Origin of the sequence: Roseimicrobium gellanilyticum (assembly GCF_003315205.1) — a bacterium.
Lineage (GTDB): Bacteria > Verrucomicrobiota > Verrucomicrobiia > Verrucomicrobiales > Verrucomicrobiaceae > Roseimicrobium > Roseimicrobium gellanilyticum.
The window spans coordinates 427,233-446,966 of sequence record NZ_QNRR01000005.1 but is presented as its reverse complement, the minus strand read 5'-3'; the positions used below and the strand labels follow the sequence as shown (position 1 = coordinate 446,966).

Genomic DNA, 19,734 nt, shown 5'->3' with positions numbered 1-19,734 from the left:
ACCTTGAAGAGTTCGCTCCCGCCATAACCACACTTGTATGAAGATAAAGTTATTCCCGACGTGCTGTCACCGCCAAATACGGTGACAGCACATCGGCGCATCCATTCTACTCATCAGGCATTCATGAAGTCCATGTTACCCGAAATGATATTGGGAATCGTAACAAAACGCGGAAGGTTCGGGAAGATGTCATCCAGAGCCGAATCGCTCACGCCAAGCCAGCGGGCCAGGACAGCGGCATACTGGTCCACCGAAGTGCTGGGAATCCAGAGACCGCGGTTGGCCGTGGTGGCATCGATGGTATTCGGGTCGCCGCTGTTGCCCAGCTTCAGTACAGGGAACTTGCCGTAGACACGAGCACCCTTGACGGAACCGCCCATGATCAGGGTGTGGCCACCCCAAGCGTGGTCGGAGCCCGCCGTGGCATCCGTCTTGTTCGCGGTGAAGGTACGCGTGAAGTCGGACGCAGTGAAGGATGTCACATTGTCCCACTGGTTGCCCACTTCCGGTCCCTTGATCGCATCCGCAAATCCCTTCAATGTGCAGTTGAGGTAGTTCATCAATCCGGTGTGACCCGCCGTATTGCTGCCTGCCGGGATCTGGGCGATGTGGGTGTCGTAGCCGCCGTGCTGGACGAAGAAGATCTGGCGGGTATTCCCCAGAGCTGCCCGTCCCGCAATCAACCGCGCCACCAGCTTCATCTGGTTGGTGAAGTCATTGTTCACGTTCAACCCTGTGCCGGTAAAGGCGTTATTGAAGTAGGTGTCGAGGGTCGTGGTGCCGGCGGTGGTGCCCACGGTGCCCTGGAGCGCCGTGCCCACCATGCCTTCTGTCAGGCGGGCATTCATGGCGACGCCGTTGTAGGCATTCTCCATGAGGCTCGCATGGGACATGTTGAGAATGTTCTCGAATGCCTGCAGACGGCGCCCGGCTTCCGCCGTTTTGTAGTTGGCCGCCTGGAACAGGATGTTCGGGTCATTCACCGCGCTGGTGTAGTTCGTCCCGTAACCGGCGAGGCTGACAAGGCCGCCGCTGGTCATCACATAGGGAGCGACCACCCCCGTGGGGCTCACCTGGAAGCTGTTCACCCCGGAGATCGAGATGGACATGGAGGCATTCCCACTGCTGGGATTGTGCAAGGGATCGAGCAGGTCCGCGATGCGACCACCCCATCCACTGGTGAAGGGACGATCAGGAATCGAGCTCTGCCACTGCACCTGCTGGTCTGAGTGCGAATAGAGCTGCGGCGGCTTCGGTGCGGTGGGGTAGTTCGCACGGGTCACGCCGGGATAAGTCAGCGTGCCCACATTTGCCACGAACGCCGCATCACCTTCGTCGAAGATGGTCTTGATGTGGTTGAACTTGGGATGCACCCCGAGCGTGCCCAGATAACCGCCGAGTGGATCACACTCGGCAATATTCGTGGCATTGAGCTGAAGCGCGTTCAGCGAGGCAGTGGCATTGTTTACGGGAATGGTCAACATACCACGTCCGGCTTCATAGTCCGTACGGGCCGTCCCGCTGAAGGGAAGGAGCATGTTGTTGGAGTCATTGCCCCCGTTCAGGAATACGCAGACCAGCGCCCGGTATCCCGAGGGCGGAGCCTGCGCATTGAGCGCACCCTGCATGAGCTTCAGGTGCGCGATGGTATTCACCATGCTGGTGATGCCCATGGCGGCACAGCCGGTCTGTACCATGAACTGGCGGCGGCTGGGCTCGTTCTTGCGACGAAAGATTAGGTTCATACAATGAAGAGGTAAGAGGTGCGGAACGTTACTTATTTAAGGATGAGGGCCTGCGGAGTAATCGTCACGAGGTAGAGGGCGTTCCGGCACCGGGTTCGCGCGTCATTGGTGAAGTTTGTCGCATCCGTTGTGTGACGGTTGTTGGCGGCGATGAGGTTCAACCCATCGATGATGGACTGCCTCGGATTCGCCGTGGCCGAAGCACCGAACTTCGCCTTCAGATATCCCGCGGACATCAGCAGGTCGCACTGATCCACGATGGCCTTCACCGCTTCCGCGTGAGCCGTCTGTTTCTGGGTGGTGCCAGGGGTGGCCGGCACGGGACTCGGCGCGTACTGGGCCGTCAGCACTGTGGTATACGTATTCGTGTACAACGCAATCAGCTCATCCCACTTGGGCACCAGGTTGTCGAGCTGGTTGTTGTGGTTGTTCGGCTGGTCCGTAGCTGGGGCAGGCGAAGCGTCAAACGTCGTGGAATCGAAGTACCCCTTGTCCACACCGTACTGCGGGATCGAGAGCTGTGCTCCCGCACCTGTCTGGTAGTTCGCGAGGTTGAAGTAGTCATCCAATCCGCGACCTGCTTTCACCGTCGGTGGATACGAAGTGAAGATGGTGTTGTAGTGGGCATTGATCACGTTCACGACATTCGACTCCGTCGCCACTTGCAGCTCCGGCGCCTTCAAACCGGCTGTGGCCAGCGGACCCGGCACGACATAGTCTGGCAGGAACCAGTTGAACACGCTCGGTGGACGCTGCGGCGACTGGGTGATGGCACCCTGCGTATCTGCCCAGCGGAAGCGGACGGAGTTGGCGGGGAACTTGTTGTATTCCGTCGTCTCGTAGGCCGTCGTCGTGGGCGCCTGCATGGTGGTGAAGGTGATGGGCATCGTCGTGAGATTCACCAGTGGTGAACCCGTATAGCACTTCAGCGCACGGTGCATGGCAGCGAAGTGAAGGATGGGCTCCTTCGGCTTGCCTGCGGCGACGGTGTTGTCCGCAATGGAGAGACTGCGGGCTTCATAGTCGAGCAGGATGGTCTTGATGACCTCACCCAGATTGCCCTTGGTGGACTGGTACTTCTCAGCCACGCGATAGAGGTACGCGGAGCTGGGGTTCGACGTGGTGAAACGCTGAATCAGCAGGCGCGCGATGAACACCGGCGTATTCGGATGCCCGTTGTACGTGCCCGAGGCGGGATTACCCGCGATGGCGTTCAGCGCATCGATCACATCCGCATTGCCTTCCGATTCAGGAGTGGCGTTGTTCGTGCGGGCCGGGATGCTTGTCTGGCCTGCCTTGCCGTTGAACAGCACCTTCGCATTGAAGTCATGGTAGGTGTCGAACATCTTCATGCGGTTCATCCACTGTCCCTGCCAGAAGCGGACACCATTGCCTTCGAAGAAGTTGGTGTTGTCCTCCAGCGTGGTGCCGATGCGTTGCGTGGATGCCGTGGGATAAGTCGGAGCATTCGCCACGCTTTGATGACGCTTGCCGAAGCTCATGCCGGTGAACACGCGGGCCAGCTCGGTGATGTCACCCTGGTCGTAGGTGGGAACCGGGAGACCATTGTTGCCCAGCTTCAGCGCGCCGTTCAGGTGCCGCTGCACCAGGCCGATGGAGAAGAGCTGCATGATTTCACGCGCATAGTTCTCATCCGGGCTGATGGTGCCGGTGGCCTTCTGATTCTTCAGGTGGCTCAGGTAGATCCCCATGACGGGGCTGTAGGTGACTTCCTCCAGAATCGTGCGGTAGTTGCCGAAGGCATTTGCCGCCAGCATATCCCAGTAGTTGGCCAGACCATAGTGATAGGCCTGCACCGTGCCATCGTTTTCGGACACCACCACGATTTCACTCAGGGCAAGAGCCATGCGCTGGCGGAGCTGGTCCTTGCTCTGCATCACGAGCGTCCACCACTCACGGCGGCGGTTGTTCTGGAACGGGTAGTTGTTCTGGTGGATGGTGCTCGAGGTCCAGGTACGGGAGGTGGTGTTCCATCCGAACGAGGCGCCACCGAACTGCGGGTCATTGCCGGCATTGATGGGCTTGTTGTTGCGGAGAATGAACTCCTCCATGTCCGCGGCCTGCACCAGCTTTTGCAGCGAAGGCGAGGGGGTCTGCGCGAGGTCCATCTGCTTGTTGATCCAGGCGGTGTAGCCAGCGATGGCATTGTTGCCATTGGCCGTGATAAGGGCCTTTACTTCCTGGATGCTCTCTGGAGTGGCTCCGTAGGTGGCCTGCGTGAGGAAGCGCACGATATCACGATCCAAGTCACTTCCTGCAAGTGTAGGCCACTCGGCGCTGCCGTAAGCTGGAGGAGCCGGAGGAGCCGGAGGCGGATTGATGGAACCATCACTCAGGGTGTAGTTGCCGCGAATTTCTCCGCTGCCGTAGTTGGCACTATGCACGTTGATATATACAAAACCTCCAAAGAGAGCGTTGAGGGCAGCCTGATCCGTCGCCCAGGAAGCGATCGTCTCCGCCTGCACGTCATAGAGATGTCCGGTCACCTGCCCGAGGGGAAGGCTTTCCACAATAGGTCCACTGGCTTGAGGGTCCGTCGCAGGAGCGGCATGCAAGTGTGAGGCGCTCTGGGCAGAGGTCAGGTTGCTGAAGGTGGAATTCACTTCGCCCACCGTATTGTCCCCATTCAGGAGCAGCGTAGCCAGGCCGGTTGCCGTGGTGATGGCGCCACCTTCACGTCCGAGATAGGCAACGAAGAGCTTGCGATTCGCATCCACGTTCGTGGCATCACGAATATTCACGCCCTGGGTGGATCCCACAGGGACCGTCACGCTGCCATTGACGCGGCGGAGGGTGAGACGGAGCATTTCCGGCACTTCAGGCACATTGGGCGTTTCCACCACCGGTGCGATCTGCACATCGAAGGTGGTTGCGCCGCTCGGCACCGTGAATGAGCTCGCGGAAAGGGCCGCGCCGGCGCCATCCTTTAGGGTGTAGTCGGTGGATGCGGCGGAGCCCTTCGTGGCCACTGTGTTTCCTGAAGTCGTGAGGCTCAACGTCAGCGGCATGGTGCCAAAGGTGCGTGTAATGCGAATGCGACCATTGGTGTTTTCCTTCTCATAGGCGCTCGAGGTGATCACCGCGGTGGTGAAGGACATCAAGCTGCGAAGGACATCCGCATCGCTGGCTGCACCACCGGAGGCATTGGCCGGAGAATTGGCGAGCGCCGGATTTGTTCCCATCAGGCCTTCTGCCCAATCGGAAACCCCGTCACCATCCGTGTCCTTGTCCGAGACACTGAAGCGATAGTGCTTGGTGCCCGTTCCAGACGCCACCGTCACCGTCTGGACAGCGCCGTTGCCAGTGATGGCCGTGCCCTCATTGGTCCATGTAGGGCCATTGGGCGCCGCGCTGCTCTGCAGTTGGTACGATTTTCCGGTCTGCGTTTTGATCGACACCTGGACGTTCGTGCCCGAGATCACCGTGTTGGTGATTTCCGGACAATCGAGTGAATTGCGCAGGTCTGTACCAGCAACGGATTCCGCCTGGTTGGTGTATCCATCGCCATCATAATCGCTGGCCAGAGGGAAACTTGACACGGTGACGGAATGACGATGCTGCCATACATCATCGTATCCATCGTTGTTGTAATCCGTGCTTGCTTGCACAGAGGAAACGGCCAGTCCGAAGGCCGATGTAACACCCAGTAGAGTGAGGAGTGAGGAGCGAGTCATGACGCTTTTTGTTTTTGCTTTAATGCTTCAACAGGCGGCGGAGCCAATTCCCGCCGAGGCTGCCAATTTCGCAAAAAAAGGTCAATCCTATTTTGCTAAATCCTTATTAAATGATAATCAAATTTTTTAGTCTCGACATAGGTTCGCATAATCCGGTAGTGTTTCCGGCAGCTTATTCTAACCTTATGAATAAACTGCACCTCCTCGCCGCTGCTGCCCTGATCTGCGCAACCACCACCGCTACTGGGCAAGTACCTGCCAACACCAATTCCAAGCTGGCAGGCTTTCATACCGTCACCGCACGCGCATGGTCCACTTCTCTTGTAGGGGTGAATTTTGTACGCCCGATGTTAGCATCAGGGAAGATCGATGCGGAGGCCGTGAGATCATTGACGGATAACAATGTCGATTTTCTCGTGGCCCTCGCCGGACAGAGCAACCTTTGGGTGGAAATCACCAGTGGAACCAACAGAGGCGTGGCAAGTCCCGTCACTGCGGTTGCGCAACGTGTGCTCACCACTGAAGAAGATCTCTCTGCACTCTCTGCAGTAGGAGATACCTACGTGGTGCGTGCTGCGCATACGCCTGCAACACTCTTCGGCACCACCAACCAGGCAGGCCTCCGCCCCAGTCCTACTGAGAGTTGGACCGGCAATGCAGACCTTGTCTACATCCCTGATGGCGCTGGCGGTTACAAGTATGTGTACTACTCCACCAGCGTGGCAGGATGGCGCGAAGTGAACAGCGGCACCACCAGCGCGGCCAGCCTTCCTGTATACCATGTCGATGGCATCTGGATTCAGCGGAATCACTTCACCAATCTGGACGTGAAGTTCTCCGGCAGCATCAGGTCTGCTCCGACCTTCTTCTTCGCAGCGACTGGGGTGAACGCCGATGTGAATACCAATTATGCAGCCGGGTCCACCCTCACCAATAGCGGCCTGCATAGCTATGTGCTGCATGGCTCAGAGACCACGGGCGACATCCTCTGGTTCCCCAACAGCACCGGCGGATGGGATCAATACTACTACACAGATACCGTAGGTTCCTTCACTGCAGGCTGGAAGAAAGTCGGCTCCGGCAACACCGACATGGGAGCTACTGTCTTCCCCACGGCCTTCTCTTTGGAGAGGAAGGGTGCCGCAGGCACATTGAAAATCACTCCTTCAACGATCTACAACGGTCTGTAATCTGATAAGATTTTTCGAGCCCTTCCTCACTCCACCTGTATATCTTGCTCGAAATTGCGGGACATGGATCGATCCATGTCCCGCTTCTTTTATTGTAACTGCCATACTCTGGCAACCCATCTGATGGTTGCGTGTCGATAAGCCATACACCACCAAGCGTGCGCTATGCATGCTTGTCTAATATCGATATCGACAGCATGCATCGATATGATGCCCCATTTATTTCGATGGGAATATTTTTGCACAAAAGGATATTATCGAACCCGATCACCTATCTGGGGATCAAATCCCAGTAGACCATAAGGCGCTTGATTCAGAAGACGCAGCACCAACCATTCGAACGCCAATCTCAAACCCAGTCCACCGCCAAACCACTGGACCCGTCCGCACAGGCGACAAAGAGCCTTCGCAATATCTCCTCCTTTTGAGGAGCGATCCAGTCGTCGGATCCGAATGATGACCTGCCGATCAGAAATCCTGTCATCGTTTGCCGCCAGTGTGTCCTAGATCGCGTGAAACCTCACAGCACTTCCTCTTGCTTATCCGCTTTGCTCCCGTCATCGATTGGCTAAGCTCCTAACTGCGGGTTTTCAGACGCGCCAAAGCCCCCCACGCCTTTCCATCTCCCCCATGAATGCGGAATCCACTTCCCCCGACACAGCCGTCACCTCCACACCGGACACGGTGCCAGTCACAACCTTGCAGCCCCTGACTTACCAGGAGGTGCGCGTGCTCGGCTGCCTGGTGGAAAAGGAGATGACCACTCCTGAGTACTATCCGCTCACGCTGAATGCGCTCGTCGCAGCATGCAACCAGACCACCAATCGCGAGCCCGTGCTGAAGCTCGACGAAGATACGGTGCGGGAGGCGCTGGAGGGTTTGAAGTCACGCGGCTATGCCCTGCAGGTGACGCTGGCTGGAGCCCGTGTGCAGAAGTACAAGCACAACCTGGAGCACAAGCTGCCCCGGCTGGAGAAGCCCACCCTGGCCCTGCTCTGCGTGCTGCTGCTGCGCGGCCCGCAGACCGCAGGCGAGCTGCGCCAGCGCACGGAGCGCATGTTTGCCTTCGCCGACATTCCCGCAGCCGAGTCGGCCATACGCGAACTGATGACCTATCCCGAGACGCCCCTCGTGGAGAGCATCCCTGCTGGCGGCGGGCGCAAGACCATCACCTATGTGCATCTCCTCGGCGGTCCGGTGGAGATGTCCGGCGTCGCCAGCAGCAGCGCCGGCGAGGCTGCCGTGCAGGCGAATACCGACATCGCGTGGCGCGAGCGGCTGGAAAGTGAAATCGCCATGCTGCGGGATGAAGTGGCCGAGCTGAGGCGACGCCTCGGTTCCCTGGAACTGCGCGAGGCCGGTGGTTCGTTCAGCGACATCGGCAGTGGTGGAAGTACTCCGAGAAGCGCGACGCTCGGCGGCGAGGAAGTCACGGGTGGCGGGTTCATTCCGTGAAGGTGAGAATGAAGTGAGAAGCTTGCCTCGCACTCACCACTCGCACGGCATGTGCAGAGCGCTTCGCTCGCAGGGAGTATCTGTGTCAGGTGGGCAAGTGTGGGTGCGGAGCCTCTTCTTCTCCCGCTCTTGCTCGCACACTTGGAAAGCCACGCGAACGCATCCTCGCGTCATCACTTCGATGACCCTGCATGACGGCACCAGGCTAGTGCCGCTCCTTGGTCCATAGCGCCGTTCACACGCGGCACTTTGCGAATTGCCCCCCCTACTCCGCCGCCAGGTCCTCCACCTTCACGGAGAACGTTCCCACTTCCATCGCGTCGTACATCTTCTCCAGTCGACGCGTGATAAGCTCCCGTTTCACCGAGCCCACTTCATTGAAGCCTGACTGGAACTCCAGTTGCACCGTGGGTGGCAGGGAGGCCTTCTGCTGGTAGTTCCCCTGGCATGCCACCAGCACGGTGTACTTCCCGGGGAGAGGGCGGCGAATGGTGAAGACCTCGGGTCCGTAACCACGGGACATCCGGGCGCTCATGCAGCCGCCCGTGTTCGTGCGGGTCACACCAACAAAACACACTTCTCCTGCCGGGTCGATGACCCAGAAGTTCACATCCACATTGTCCGTGTCCCACGAGAGCACCACTCGCAGGGCCACGGGTACAGGAGTGAGCAAGGTCTCATCCACTCCCAACGCCTTGAGGTCAGGCATCTGTTCCTTGGGAATGTGCTGGACCAAATCATTGAGCTCATGCAGTGCGGTGAGCTGGATGCCATAGAAACGCTGATCCCAGGGCCGCGTGACCACCTCCCAGAGAAGACGCACCGCACGCGAGAAATCCGGCTTCTGCAACTGTGCGAGGCACAGCGCCAGATCGCGGCGGCTCTGCGGCTCCTCGCCACGGATGCGCAGCACCTCCTCATACACCAACGCTGCCAGGTCGTGGCGACCATGCTGCTTCAGATGAAAGGCGAGCGTACGCAGCAGGGTGGCATTCTCCAGATCCAGCTCGGCGAGGTTGGAAAGGACGCGCAGGGCCAGTGTCGCGTCCTTCTTCTCCGTGAAGAAATACCCGGCGCAGTCGGTGAAGAAAGCGGGGCTGGTGGCATATTCGTTCCGCAGGGAGAGATACTCCTGCACCGGCTCGTCCGACTTCCGCAGTCTGGTAAGATAGGGTGTATCAGGCTCCCATGGCTTCACCTCCAGTCCTTCCGCCTCGACGTTCTTGTCACGGGCTCCTGTCGCTGCACGCGAGGCCGGTGCTTCAACCGGCATGGACGAATCCATGGCGAGTGAGCCATTCACCGTCATAGTTCCGGTGAACACGCCATTCATGTCGCCGAGGGAACCGGCAAAACCATTGCTCCCACCGATGCCTACTCCACGGCCAAAGCCGCCACCGCCGCCAAATCCAAAGCCGCCACCCGCCGCAGACACGCCACCGGGACCCGCCAGATTCATCCGCTGCTGACGCAGCGCACGCACCGCCCGCAGCACCTTTGCCGCGTCCTGGAGCCAGGCAGCACGAGAGTCATCTTCCTTGCTGGCTTCCTGCCACTGCTCTGCGAGCACGCCCGCACGATGCGCCAGGGCCGCTGCCGCCACAGCATCCTCCGCTTTCAACATCGGTCCGGGAAGTCCCTGCGCACTCCCCGCGGCCAGTGCCTCATACAGCGCAGCCTCGTGCTCGGCAGCCCCTTTGATCACGGACTCCAGCCAGGGATGCCGCTTCTCGTGCCATGTCTTGAACTCCTGCCACTGGTGCACCACATAGCCGGTCGATACCGTCATATCCCTCTCCCGGCCGTAGTAAGGATGGCTCTTCAGAAAGGCAAGGTACTTCGCGCGCAGGTCCGGCTCCACGGGCTCCAAACGATGGCGTGCATAGTCCTCGATACGCTCCAGCACGATGAGCGAGGTACCCGGAGTCACGATGCGATGTTCCTTCCCCAGCGCCGTGATCCCAGACTCGTGACGCTTCGCATCGACAGAGAGCTCCGCGAGCCTGCACTGCGCCCACGCCCGACGCACAAAGGCCCCGCTTGCAGGGTCCAAAGCCTCCTCGGGTTCCAGCGTGAGCCGATGTTTCACCGCAGCGTCGCTGGTCCGCCCCAAGCTGAGCTCCACGACGCTCCTGCCCTGCACCTTTCCCGCAATCACCAGAGCCCCATCCTCCAGCTCCTGTCGGGGAATGGCGACTTCATCCACCTTGCCCGAAATCACCTGCCACTGGAGAAGTCTGACAGGTGGGATACGCATGGATGCCACAGCGGCGTCCACCTCCAGGCGCATGAGGTTCAACACCTGTCCGCCCGTCTTGCGCGCCAGACGTTGGAGATTCGCCGCGTCTGCCTGCTTCGCAGCGTGAATGGCAAAGAGTGGTGGCGCGCTGCCATCGGGTCGCGTCACCACCGGCTCGTCCGCGCTGAAAGTGGAGAAGCCATCGGACATCAACACGACGGCATCCGCCTCCGGCACCACACGAATGTCCACGGCTCCGAGTGATGTGCCTCCATCCAAAGCCGCAGACTCCATCGCTTCGCGCACCGCCGCCGTCTCACCATCCTTGATGTCATAGGCGATTGGCTTCTCCGCCTCATTGCGGAAGATCACCAGATCCACCTTCACCGTACCCAGACGTTTCAGCCAGGCATCCAGCATCTCCAACTCGCGGGCACGCAGGCGCCTTGCGGCACTACCCGAGGCATCATAGAAAATGGCCACACGCTTTGGCGTGAAGACTGGCGGAGGCGCATCGAGCGGGATGGGAGGCTCCACACGCGCGTGGAAATATTGCTGGGAGGGTTTCGCCTTGTCCTCCACCAGGAAGATTTGCGTGCGGTCATCCCGCTTCGGTACATGGAACTCCAGCGGCCGCCACATTTCCACGCCCACCTTCGTGAACTCCGCCACCTGGCTCTGGTTGTTCCGCTGTCTCTTGAACTCCAGCGGCTCGCACGCATTGCCCCTGGTGAAGGGAACACCGGGAGCGCGCACCACCTCCACATGTGTACGATACGTTTTCAGCTTCCCCGGGATGAACATGGGCAGGGCATAGCGAAACGTATCACCGTCGGCCTTGAGTTCCTGCTCAAAGGTCACGGACACCCGCTTGGTCTTCTCTGCAAAGATGGGATACACGCGTGTGCGAAAGACATTCCCACGTGTGAGCTCCGCCAGTCCCGGGTCGATGCCGCGCCGCACAATCTCCTCGAAAATCGCCCGCCCTCGTTGCTTCTCCACAATCACCGCCTGGCGCATCTTGCCCTCCACCTCCAAGGCATAGCCGGACACGGTCTGTCCTTCATCGAGTGGAAAAACAAACTCACCCTCCATCACGCGTGAGTTTGGGTTGTAGAAGGTGAGCTCCACCGTGGTGGTGGCCAGATGGCCGCGCACTTTGATGTCCACCGCGGCAGCCTGCAGCTCCATCGGCTGGTATTGGTTCACCTCGCGATTGATCCAGAGGCCCGGCGCCCGGCTCGCAGCAAAGCTGCCGGGTGCGGGTGTCTGGGCAGTGCCGCTGGCTGCCAGCAGGAGGAGAGAGGTGGTGGCAAAAAGGAGCGCTTTCATCGGTACGAAAGGGGCAGGCGGGTGACAGACCACAGGAATGGACCTTCTCCCGGCAACACGTCCGGCTGGCGAAAACATTGGAAAATCGCCACAAAGCCCCCAGCGCGCTCAGTTCATGAGGCTCAGCCTCTTGCCGGGACTGCGTCGCCACCGCGCAACGGTCGCGGGCTTGACCACACCCCCCGGCTGTGGTTGGCTTGTACCATGAAGACCGTGCTCATGCTCACGCTGGCACTTTCCGCGATGCTGCTCTCCAGCGCACAGGCCGCTCCGGAAGAGGAGACGGGCAAACCTTTCCAGCTCACCACCCTCTCTGGGGACAAGTACAAGAACTGCCGCATCCTGAAAGTCACGCCTGAGGCCATGACCGTGATGCACGACGCGGGCGTCTCGAAAATCAGCTTCGAGAATCTCAGCGACGAATGGCGCACCAGGTTCCGCTATGACGCCTCGAAGGCAGAAGAATTTGCCAAGGCCGAGGAACAACGCGTGAAGGAAGCTGCTGAGAAGCGCGAGCTCGCCCTGAAAAAACAGCAGCTCCGTGAAGAGGAGAAAATGGATATCCTCATGGCGCGTGAGCGTCAGCGCCTCGCTGCGGAGAAGGCTGCGGCAGAACTCGGCCCACCTCTCGCACCAGCACCACTCCCCGGTGATGCCACGCCACAACTCGGCACGGCTTCTTCCGAGCCCATGGAGGAGATTGTGCCGTCTCTGTCTCCCATCACCCAGGTATACACACCCGGCGCCGGGACCTACCGGCAGTATGGGCGTGATCGTTACAGCTACCTGTATTCCGGATTCTACGGTTATGGCTATCCCTACATCCCCATCTATGGTGGCGGAGGTTCGGGATACTGCCCCCCACATCACCACCATCACTCCGGCTCCTCCTATGTGCAGCCGATCATCCGTGGTTCATTCTCGGTGGGTGGGAATACGGTGATTCGGGTGAACCGGTAAAAGCGGAGTGCGGATAGCGAAGTCGGTGAAGTTTTGAGGCGAGACCTCATTGCCTGGAAGTTTTTCCTCATCGAGACGTTCTCACGCAGTATGTCCGCGGAACGTTTCCTCCTCGCGTTTTTCATTTTTGCTGCAGCCTTCGCTCCCGCGTCTGCCGCTCAGGACAAACCCAACTTCGTCATCATCCTCGCGGATGACCTGGGCTATGGCGATGTCGGCTTCCAGGGAGGCAAGGCGAAGACACCGCACCTGGACAAGCTCGCCGCCGAAGGCATCCGCCTCGCTGCGCACTACGTGCATCCCATGTGCAGTCCCACGCGCGCGGCGCTGCTCACGGGACAATATGCCAGCCGCTTCGGCGTGACGGGCGCGCAGAATGAACAGGCCTTCCCCTTCGGCACGCCCACGATGGCGAGTCTGCTTTCCAACGGGGGATACGACACCGCGCTCATCGGCAAGTGGCACCTCGGCTCCGGCCTCGATACACCGCCGGACAAGTTTGGCTTCGGCTACAGTTACGGCCTGCTCGCCGGCGGCGCCACGCCGGACACGCATGAATACAAGATGGGACCGCATCAACGCACGTGGCATCGCAACGGCACTCTGCTGGATGAAGAGGGCCACATCACCGACCTCATCACGAAGGATGCCGTGAAATGGATTGGTGAGCGCGCGGATAAACCTTTCTTCCTCTACGTCCCCTATACCGCCGTGCATGTTCCCATCAATGAACCCGAGCGGTGGCTGAAGATGAATGAGCACATTGAGGGCCCGGCACAGCGTCTCCATGCCGCGGATGTCTCCCACCTAGATGATGGCGTGGCCCAAATCCTCGCGGCGCTGGAGAAGAAGGATCTGCGCAAGAACACCGTCGTGCTCTTCCTCAGCGACAACGGCGCACACGATGATGTGGACAACAAGCAGGACAAGTATCCCGGCATCGACACCCGCCCGCACCTCACCATCCGTGGCAGCAACACTCCCTTCCGCGGGTGGAAAGGCGGCCTCTATGACGGCGGCATCCGCACTCCGGCCATTGCTCACTGGCCGGGACATTGGGAAGCGGGAGTGCAGGACGCACCGGTCAGCGTCACCTGCTGGTTCACCACGCTCTGCTCCCTCGGTGGAGTCGAGCTGCCCCGCGCCGCCACGGGCGATGGCGCGCACCTCAATCCCATGCTGGCGAATCACGCCAAGAACGGCCCTCTTGAACCGATGCCCATCTACTCCGCCAGTCCAGGCTACCGCGCACGCATGGTACGGCTTGGAGATTGGAAGCTGATTGTCACCAAGGGGGGCGGTGCCAAGGACAAGAAAGGCGACAGGAAGGAACTCTACAATCTCAAAGCTGACCCTGGCGAGTCACGCAACGTGATCGCCGAACATCCGGAGCAAACAGCGATGTTGGAAGAGATGCTGGCAAAGTTCGCAGCACACGACATGGTGGTGGAGCGTGACAAGGGTGGGAAGGCGGGAGACTAGAGACAATGCTCGTAGCGCAGAGGACGTTTGGTTATTTCCCCTGACGAAACTTCCAATCCCTAACGATAGCGACAGCATTTTCTCTGTACTTCTGCACACCGCTTGCATAATCATGCCGGGAATATGGAAGACGAGAGCGTCAAACTGACGGAGCGATCAGCGCTGGAGATTGCAGAGCGCTCGCTGGTATTGGTGGCGATAGTGGCCCATACCCAGCAACAGACATGGGTCGCAGACTGGACACGTCGGTTCGGCATTCACGACTCCTTTTCGGATGCCGAGCGAGGTTTCTTCAGCGACTCCACGCCAGACCAGCAAGCCATCGTGAACTTCAGCTGGAGAGCCGAAGCACTGGTGTCGTTGATTTGGTCACTGGGTGGGCTGGAGCAGATGCCACTTCTGTCTGAGCAATGTTGGATTCTCGACACCGACTTCATCGCTGCGGCAATGAAGGATCCGAACGAATTCCGTCTGTGCGCCGAGAAGCGGCCCTCAGAGGAGATTCAGGCGATGGAGGGATTTCTGTACCACCAGCACTGGAGGGTACGAGACAGGCAGCTTGGACTCAATGTTGGGGCCGGCAGGCCACTTGATCCGGGTGAACTTCCGGTCGACGCTTTGAATCCATCGGTCGTCTACGAACGGCGATATGGGCTCAGTTGGGTGGCAGGCTGGGGAGATGATTGGGATGACGTTCCCACTGACACCTGAGTGCACGGCAAGTCGTTAAACATCATCATGCACACACACCATGTTCAACCTGTTCAAGGCCGCGACTTTTGAGGACAACCATCTTGGCTTGCTGACGCGGTCACGCGGCCATTGGAAAGGGAGCGTCACGCTAGATCAGCATGGCAAGATTGAGTTGAGCCTTGCTGGCGGGCGTCAATCACCGGATTCACTGTGCCTGGCCCAGGCCCATGAATTAGCTGCGCAATATGATTCTCTGCTTCCCCAGATTCAGGCGAGTTTGTTTGAGCACTACGAACCCTACCGGGATGCTGATTCGGCGGGAGAACTACCTGAAGATTCTGAACCCTTTCCAAAAATTGATCGTGCTGAGGACGTCTGGCCTCACGTGTTTGCCGAGCGGGTCTGCATTGAGCTGATTCAAGGCTCGCCGCAAGCTGGCCCCTCCATCGAGATAGCCTATCGTGTGACTTGGGATGAGGAGCACACCGTCGGAGCCCGAATTCAAAACGGTAAGCTCTGGGAACTGTGCGGCAGCGTTGTGTAACGCCCGGCTACGATCTGCAACGAACAGCACCAGACCAGCACCCGTCACCCATCCCCCATGAGCAAAGACAATCCATCTGTCCACGACAAAGCCATCGCGATCTTTCGCGAGTTGGTGGGCAATCGAGCCGAACAGTTTTCGGTCCCTATCCCCGATGCCCAGCAAGCAGCGCAGGCAGCTCTTGCTGGCGACTTCAACGACAAGACCGCGCTCGACATCGCATTCCACATGACGGACTGGAACTCCGATGCCGCGTTTGTCACGGCGCTCTTGCTCTATCCAGAACGCTTCACTCCAGAAGAGATTCGCGAAGGCATCGGAGACTTTCTCGTTCATGCTCCCAACCACCTTGCCGCTGCTGCCAGGCAATACGGCTACCCGGTTCAAGACACGTTTGGAGTCGGAGCCCTCGACGGGTGGCGTGAAGACGATGAGTCCGAGGATACTTAACTAGACCACCCCACATCACTGAGCATGCAAGGCCTTCAGATTCACGACACACGAGAGGACTGTCACGTCCTTGCCGTGGACCTTCGTGACCTTCTCGACCTGTTCGGAGAGCGGGCGATCCAGTCCCAGTGGCTTGCGTCCGAGGTTTGGGCGACCGGGGAGGAAGGAATCGGGTTGGAAGGATTGGCGGATGGCCAGACGTTGATCCCTGGCGAACATCTCAGCCATTTGGCGCACCGTCTTGTTCAAGTCATTGACGGCGAGTTTTCGGCTTTCGAACAAAGCGTTGACTCACCTTGGATTATTATCCGAGCCGTCGACAGCTCATTTTATGAGGTGTTCTCGACCGAACCCCAAGTCTTGGCTCGGGTACGTTCATCGTTCCAGAGAGTCTCAGATTGTGACTTCGTGAGCGAGTGAATCAGAGAGGGCGTTCGAATTAGGAATCCGAACCTCCTCCGTGCCTTCGCGTCTCTGCGTCTCCGTGTTGAATCCCTCGACTCACCATCCACCACACGACCCTACTTCGTCAGCGCGCACGCCTTGTAGATTTCCTCCAGCGTGGTCTGGAGATTGTACTTGTATTCCCAGTCGGGGTAGTGGCTCTGGAACTTGGACACGTCGCTCACGTACCAGATGTGGTCGCCGATGCGGTTGTCATCCAGAAGGTTCCAATCGAGCTTTTTGCCGCTGATGTCCTCGCACATCTTGATGGCCTCCAGCATGGAACAGTTCGAGTGGCGGGAGCCGCCCATGTTGTACACCTCGCCGGGACGGGGGTTGTTCATGAACTTCACAAAGGCATCCACAAGGTCATGGCTGTGGATGTTGTCCCGCACCTGCTTGCCCTTGTAGCCGTAGATGTTGTAGGGGCGGCCGGTGACGGTGCACTTCATGAGGTAGGCCAGGAAGCCGTGGAGCTCGGCACCCGCATGCGCCGGTCCTGTGAGGCAGCCGCCGCGGAAGACACCGGTCTTCATGCCGAAGTACTTCCCGTACTCCTGCACCATGATGTCCGCCGCCACCTTGTTCGCGCCGAAGATGGAGTGCTTGCTGCCGTCGATGCTCATCGACTCATCGATGCCCTTCGCAAAATAGGGGTGGGACTCATCCACCTCCCACCGGGTCTCTTTTTCCACCAGTGGCAGGCGGTTCGGCGTGTCGCCGTACACCTTGTTCGTGCTGGTGAAGATGAAGACCGCCTCGGGGCAGTACTTCCGGGTGGCCTCCAGCAGGTACATGGTACCCTGGGCATTCACCGCGAAGTCCGTGAGTGGCTCCTTCGCCGCCCAATCGTGTGAGGGCTGGGCCGCCGTATGGACTACAGCGCCTATGGCGAATCCGAACTTTTTGAAAAGGAACTCCACCGCATCCCAATCGCGAATGTCCGCAGGCTCGTCGTGATACACCTGCAGTTGTTTGCGCAGAAGCTGGCGGGTCCCCTTGGTAGAGGCTTCCTCCCCAAAGAAATAGGCGCGCATGTCATTGTCGACCCCGACGATGGCATAGCCTTCCGCGTGCAGCCGTCTGCACGTTTCCGAGCCGATTAGGCCCCCTGAACCGGTTACCAGGGCAATCTTCATGAGCCGCGAAGCTACGATTTGAGATTGACGCCGCAAAGAAAATTCTACATGGCTGAACTTCTTTTCTGATGCCCGAATCCCTCAACCCAAAGCCGGTGCAACTGCTCAGCGTGGTCATTCCGGCTCGTGATGAGGAGGGAAGTGTGGCCCACACGGTGGAGGAGCTTCACCAGACCCTGTCCGCCCGTCAGATTTCCCACGAAATTGTCGTGGTGAATGACGGCAGTCAGGACGGCACTTGGGGGCTGCTACAGGAACTCAGCCAGCGCATCCCCACCCTCCGGCCGGTGAACAACACCGGCCCCAATGGCTTCGGACGCGCCATCATTTGCGGGCTAAATCACATGCTGGGCGATGCCGTGGTGATCATGATGGCCGACTGCTCGGACAGCCCTGCGGAGGTGGTGCAGTACTGGGACCTGCTAAATCAGGGCCACGAGTGCGTCTTCGGCAGCCGTTTCATCAAGGGCGGCGGCGTCCATGACTACCCCACGCACAAGCTCATCCTGAATCGTATCGCCAATTGGGGCATCAAGGTGCTCTTCCGCATCCCCCTGAACGATACTACCAATGCCTTCAAGGCCTACCGCGCCGAGGTCATCGAGGGTTGCCGTCCCTTCATTGCTCCGCATTTCAATCTCACGGTGGAGATTCCGCTGAAGGCCATCGTCCGCGGCTATACCTGGACCACCATGCCCATCACGTGGCGAAATCGTCGCGCGGGCGTCCCAAAACTGAAAATCAAGGAGATGGGCAGCCGCTATCTCTTCATTATTCTCTATGTCTGGCTGGAGAAGTTCTTCAGCCGGGGAGACTATCGGCGGCAGATTCAGCCCACATCGAAAGAAAAGAGCCCCTAGCCGCCTGCGTTTTTTCCAGCCCTCGTGTCCCCGCGCATGAAATCCGCCCTCCTACGCCTCTCCTTTGCCCTCGTCTTGTTTGGAACGACCGCAACCGCAACCTCGCAAACCACTCCGCCCACCCGCGCCTTTGAGTTCAAGGACGGGGACCGTGTCGTGATCCTCGGCGGCACCATCGTGGAACGCGAGCAGCACTACGGCTTTCTGGAGACGGCCCTGACCCTCGCCGTGGGGCAAAAGCAAATCTCCGTGCGGAACCTGGGCTGGAGCGGGGACACTGTCTTCGGCCACGCCCGCTCCTATTTCGGCCCTCCCACGGAAGGTCTGGAGCGCCTCGGCAAGCATCTGGAAACGCTGAAGCCCACGGTCCTCATCGCCTGCTACGGTGCGGATCTGCCGTTTGAGGGACTCATCAAGATGCCGGAATTCATCTCGGGCTACCGCAACCTGCTGGAACTTGTGCGCTCGAAGAACCCGCATGTGCGCGTCATCGTGGTCGCACCTCCTCCGCTTGAAAATCTGGGCTCTCCCCTCCCCGACCAGACCGAGGCCAACGCCAAGCTGGAAGACGTGCGCAACGCACTGAAGGAATTCGCCGGCAAGCAGGGTGCCTTTTTTGTGGATGGATTCGAGCTGATGGGCGGCGCGAAGAAGGAACGCCCGGAGCACCCCATCACGGAGAACGGCATCCACTACGCCGAGGCTGGCTACCAGCAGTGGGCCGCGAAGATGATCGAGGGTCTCGGCCTGCCGAAGCAGGACCCCGCCGGCCCCGCCGCAACCCAGCTCCGGAGGGACGTGATCAAGAAGGACTCGCTATTCTTCAACCGCTGGCGTCCCGCGAACGAGACCTACCTCTATGGATTCCGCAAGCACGAGCAAGGTCAGAACGCCGCCGAAGTGGAGCAGTTCGACGCGCTCGTGGCAGCGGAGGACAAGAAAATTCAGGAACAGAAGCTCAAGATCCTCCAGGCCCTGCCGCAGCTCCCGTGAGCCTAGCCGTGTAGGAAGGTTCAAAAGCCTCAGCTTCAGCGCACTCCATGGGACTTCCCATATTCACTTCGACTTCGCCCGGATGGCGGCGTCTGGTGCGCCATCCCATCTTCCCCCTCATGGTGCTGGTGCTCATCACCCAGCTCACGCGGGACCAGTTCCCCTTTTCCCACTATCCCATGTACTCCATGCCCACTTCGCGCCCGCTGAAGTGGCAGTACCTGGCAGACGGCGAGGGCCAGCCTCTGGCTCATGTGTACCACACTGGCATCAGCCCCTCCCAGGTGGGGAAGATGTTCGGCGCGTACAAGCATGACTTCGCCACGGAAGAAGAGGCCGGGCTGGAGGTGCTGAAGTACCTCCGCCAGAAGAACGCGCAGCGTCCCAAGCGGCCCCTGCCTGAGCGCATCCGGTTGATTGAAACCAAGATTGGTTTCGGCGATGGCCACTTCATCGAAACGAACACAGTGGTCGCAGAGCATGTGCAACCACCACGGAAGGAAAAGCGCTGAG

Annotated in this window: 16 protein-coding genes; 11 read left to right on the top strand and 5 right to left on the bottom strand. The window is 59.4% G+C overall.

Annotated elements, in window-relative coordinates:
• Positions 1 to 113: 113 nt before the first annotated feature.
• Both DES53_RS16665 and DES53_RS16660 read right to left on the bottom strand, forming a co-directional pair.
• Positions 114 to 1,745, bottom strand: coding sequence for a DUF1501 domain-containing protein (locus DES53_RS16665; RefSeq protein ID WP_113959408.1), 1,632 nt, complete (start codon positions 1,743 to 1,745; stop codon positions 114 to 116).
• 32 nt (positions 1,746 to 1,777) lie between these two features.
• Positions 1,778 to 5,440 carry a DUF1800 family protein gene (locus DES53_RS16660; RefSeq protein ID WP_113959407.1) on the bottom strand — a complete coding sequence of 1,221 codons (3,663 nt, stop codon included), beginning with the start codon at positions 5,438 to 5,440 and terminating at the stop codon, positions 1,778 to 1,780.
• Here DES53_RS16660 and DES53_RS33870 point away from each other — a divergent pair.
• From DES53_RS33870 to DES53_RS16650, 3 genes are all read left to right on the top strand, one after another.
• Entirely contained in the window at positions 5,439 to 5,570 is a 132-nt protein-coding gene (locus DES53_RS33870; protein ID WP_281270170.1) for a hypothetical protein, read from the top strand. The genes DES53_RS16660 and DES53_RS33870 overlap by 2 nt on opposite strands.
• 55 nt (positions 5,571 to 5,625) lie before the next feature.
• Complete coding sequence (locus tag DES53_RS16655) at positions 5,626 to 6,630, top strand: hypothetical protein (protein ID WP_211325576.1); 1,005 nt, start codon at positions 5,626 to 5,628, stop codon at positions 6,628 to 6,630.
• Between the two features lie 630 nt (positions 6,631 to 7,260).
• Positions 7,261 to 8,085: a YceH family protein gene (locus DES53_RS16650; RefSeq protein ID WP_113959406.1), complete on the top strand. Its 825-nt coding sequence runs from the start codon at positions 7,261 to 7,263 to the stop codon at positions 8,083 to 8,085.
• 265 nt (positions 8,086 to 8,350) lie between these two features.
• Here the strand turns inward: DES53_RS16650 and DES53_RS16645 are convergent, their stop codons facing one another.
• Positions 8,351 to 11,656 (bottom strand): VIT domain-containing protein, encoded by a 3,306-nt coding sequence (locus DES53_RS16645; RefSeq protein WP_170157178.1) that lies wholly within the window; start codon positions 11,654 to 11,656, stop codon positions 8,351 to 8,353.
• A gap of 204 nt (positions 11,657 to 11,860) precedes the next feature.
• Between DES53_RS16645 and DES53_RS16640 the strand changes: the two genes are divergently transcribed.
• The 5 genes from DES53_RS16640 (at position 11,861) to DES53_RS16620 (ending at position 15,785) form a co-directional block, all read left to right on the top strand.
• The gene (locus DES53_RS16640; RefSeq protein WP_113959404.1) at positions 11,861 to 12,616 is read left to right on the top strand and encodes a sulfur globule family protein; all 756 of its coding nucleotides are present in this window, start codon (positions 11,861 to 11,863) and stop codon (positions 12,614 to 12,616) included.
• 90 nt (positions 12,617 to 12,706) lie between these two features.
• Positions 12,707 to 14,098, top strand: a complete 1,392-nt coding sequence (locus tag DES53_RS16635; RefSeq protein WP_113959403.1) for a sulfatase-like hydrolase/transferase — start codon at positions 12,707 to 12,709, stop codon at positions 14,096 to 14,098.
• Between the two features lie 123 nt (positions 14,099 to 14,221).
• A complete protein-coding gene (locus tag DES53_RS16630; RefSeq protein ID WP_113959402.1) occupies positions 14,222 to 14,809 on the top strand; it encodes a DUF4272 domain-containing protein in 588 nt (195 codons plus the stop codon).
• A 40-nt stretch (positions 14,810 to 14,849) separates the two neighbouring features.
• A complete protein-coding gene (locus DES53_RS16625; RefSeq protein WP_113959401.1) occupies positions 14,850 to 15,335 on the top strand; it encodes a DUF6985 domain-containing protein in 486 nt (161 codons plus the stop codon).
• A 57-nt stretch (positions 15,336 to 15,392) separates the two neighbouring features.
• Positions 15,393 to 15,785 (top strand): hypothetical protein, encoded by a 393-nt coding sequence (locus tag DES53_RS16620; RefSeq protein ID WP_113959400.1) that lies wholly within the window; start codon positions 15,393 to 15,395, stop codon positions 15,783 to 15,785.
• A gap of 15 nt (positions 15,786 to 15,800) precedes the next feature.
• Here DES53_RS16620 and DES53_RS16615 read toward each other — a convergent pair whose 3' ends face one another.
• Together DES53_RS16615 and DES53_RS16610 are read right to left on the bottom strand one after the other, a co-directional pair.
• Complete coding sequence (locus DES53_RS16615; RefSeq protein ID WP_113959399.1) at positions 15,801 to 16,067, bottom strand: hypothetical protein; 267 nt, start codon at positions 16,065 to 16,067, stop codon at positions 15,801 to 15,803.
• A gap of 239 nt (positions 16,068 to 16,306) precedes the next feature.
• The gene (locus DES53_RS16610; RefSeq protein WP_113959398.1) at positions 16,307 to 17,368 is read right to left on the bottom strand and encodes an NAD-dependent epimerase/dehydratase family protein; all 1,062 of its coding nucleotides are present in this window, start codon (positions 17,366 to 17,368) and stop codon (positions 16,307 to 16,309) included.
• Positions 17,369 to 17,436: 68 nt separating this feature from the next.
• On the opposite strand from DES53_RS16610, the gene DES53_RS16605 reads away from it, so the two are divergent.
• From DES53_RS16605 to DES53_RS16595, 3 genes are read left to right on the top strand one after another with little or no spacing between them, the layout of a single operon-like run.
• Positions 17,437 to 18,228, top strand: a complete 792-nt coding sequence (locus tag DES53_RS16605) for a glycosyltransferase family 2 protein (protein ID WP_113959397.1) — start codon at positions 17,437 to 17,439, stop codon at positions 18,226 to 18,228.
• A 36-nt stretch (positions 18,229 to 18,264) separates the two neighbouring features.
• Complete coding sequence (locus DES53_RS16600) at positions 18,265 to 19,221, top strand: SGNH/GDSL hydrolase family protein (protein WP_113959396.1); 957 nt, start codon at positions 18,265 to 18,267, stop codon at positions 19,219 to 19,221.
• A gap of 47 nt (positions 19,222 to 19,268) precedes the next feature.
• Positions 19,269 to 19,733 carry a hypothetical protein gene (locus DES53_RS16595; protein WP_113959395.1) on the top strand — a complete coding sequence of 155 codons (465 nt, stop codon included), beginning with the start codon at positions 19,269 to 19,271 and terminating at the stop codon, positions 19,731 to 19,733.
• Position 19,734 lies beyond the last annotated feature (1 nt).

Bases quoted from the DNA above. Each gene is read 5' to 3' on its own strand.
- DES53_RS16645 (WP_170157178.1), bottom strand. From the start codon at position 11,656: ATGAAAGCGCTCCTTTTTGCCACCACCTCTCTCCTCCTGCTGGCAGCC.
- DES53_RS16660 (WP_113959407.1), bottom strand. From the start codon at position 5,440: ATGACTCGCTCCTCACTCCTCACTCTACTGGGTGTTACATCGGCCTTC.
- DES53_RS33870 (WP_281270170.1), top strand. From the start codon at position 5,439: ATGACGCTTTTTGTTTTTGCTTTAATGCTTCAACAGGCGGCGGAGCCA.
- DES53_RS16665 (WP_113959408.1), bottom strand. From the start codon at position 1,745: ATGAACCTAATCTTTCGTCGCAAGAACGAGCCCAGCCGCCGCCAGTTC.
- DES53_RS16630 (WP_113959402.1), top strand. From the start codon at position 14,222: ATGGAAGACGAGAGCGTCAAACTGACGGAGCGATCAGCGCTGGAGATT.
- DES53_RS16655 (WP_211325576.1), top strand. From the start codon at position 5,626: ATGAATAAACTGCACCTCCTCGCCGCTGCTGCCCTGATCTGCGCAACC.
- DES53_RS16600 (WP_113959396.1), top strand. From the start codon at position 18,265: ATGAAATCCGCCCTCCTACGCCTCTCCTTTGCCCTCGTCTTGTTTGGA.
- DES53_RS16640 (WP_113959404.1), top strand. From the start codon at position 11,861: ATGAAGACCGTGCTCATGCTCACGCTGGCACTTTCCGCGATGCTGCTC.
- DES53_RS16650 (WP_113959406.1), top strand. From the start codon at position 7,261: ATGAATGCGGAATCCACTTCCCCCGACACAGCCGTCACCTCCACACCG.
- DES53_RS16635 (WP_113959403.1), top strand. From the start codon at position 12,707: ATGTCCGCGGAACGTTTCCTCCTCGCGTTTTTCATTTTTGCTGCAGCC.
- DES53_RS16625 (WP_113959401.1), top strand. From the start codon at position 14,850: ATGTTCAACCTGTTCAAGGCCGCGACTTTTGAGGACAACCATCTTGGC.
- DES53_RS16605 (WP_113959397.1), top strand. From the start codon at position 17,437: ATGCCCGAATCCCTCAACCCAAAGCCGGTGCAACTGCTCAGCGTGGTC.
- DES53_RS16595 (WP_113959395.1), top strand. From the start codon at position 19,269: ATGGGACTTCCCATATTCACTTCGACTTCGCCCGGATGGCGGCGTCTG.
- DES53_RS16620 (WP_113959400.1), top strand. From the start codon at position 15,393: ATGAGCAAAGACAATCCATCTGTCCACGACAAAGCCATCGCGATCTTT.
- DES53_RS16610 (WP_113959398.1), bottom strand. From the start codon at position 17,368: ATGAAGATTGCCCTGGTAACCGGTTCAGGGGGCCTAATCGGCTCGGAA.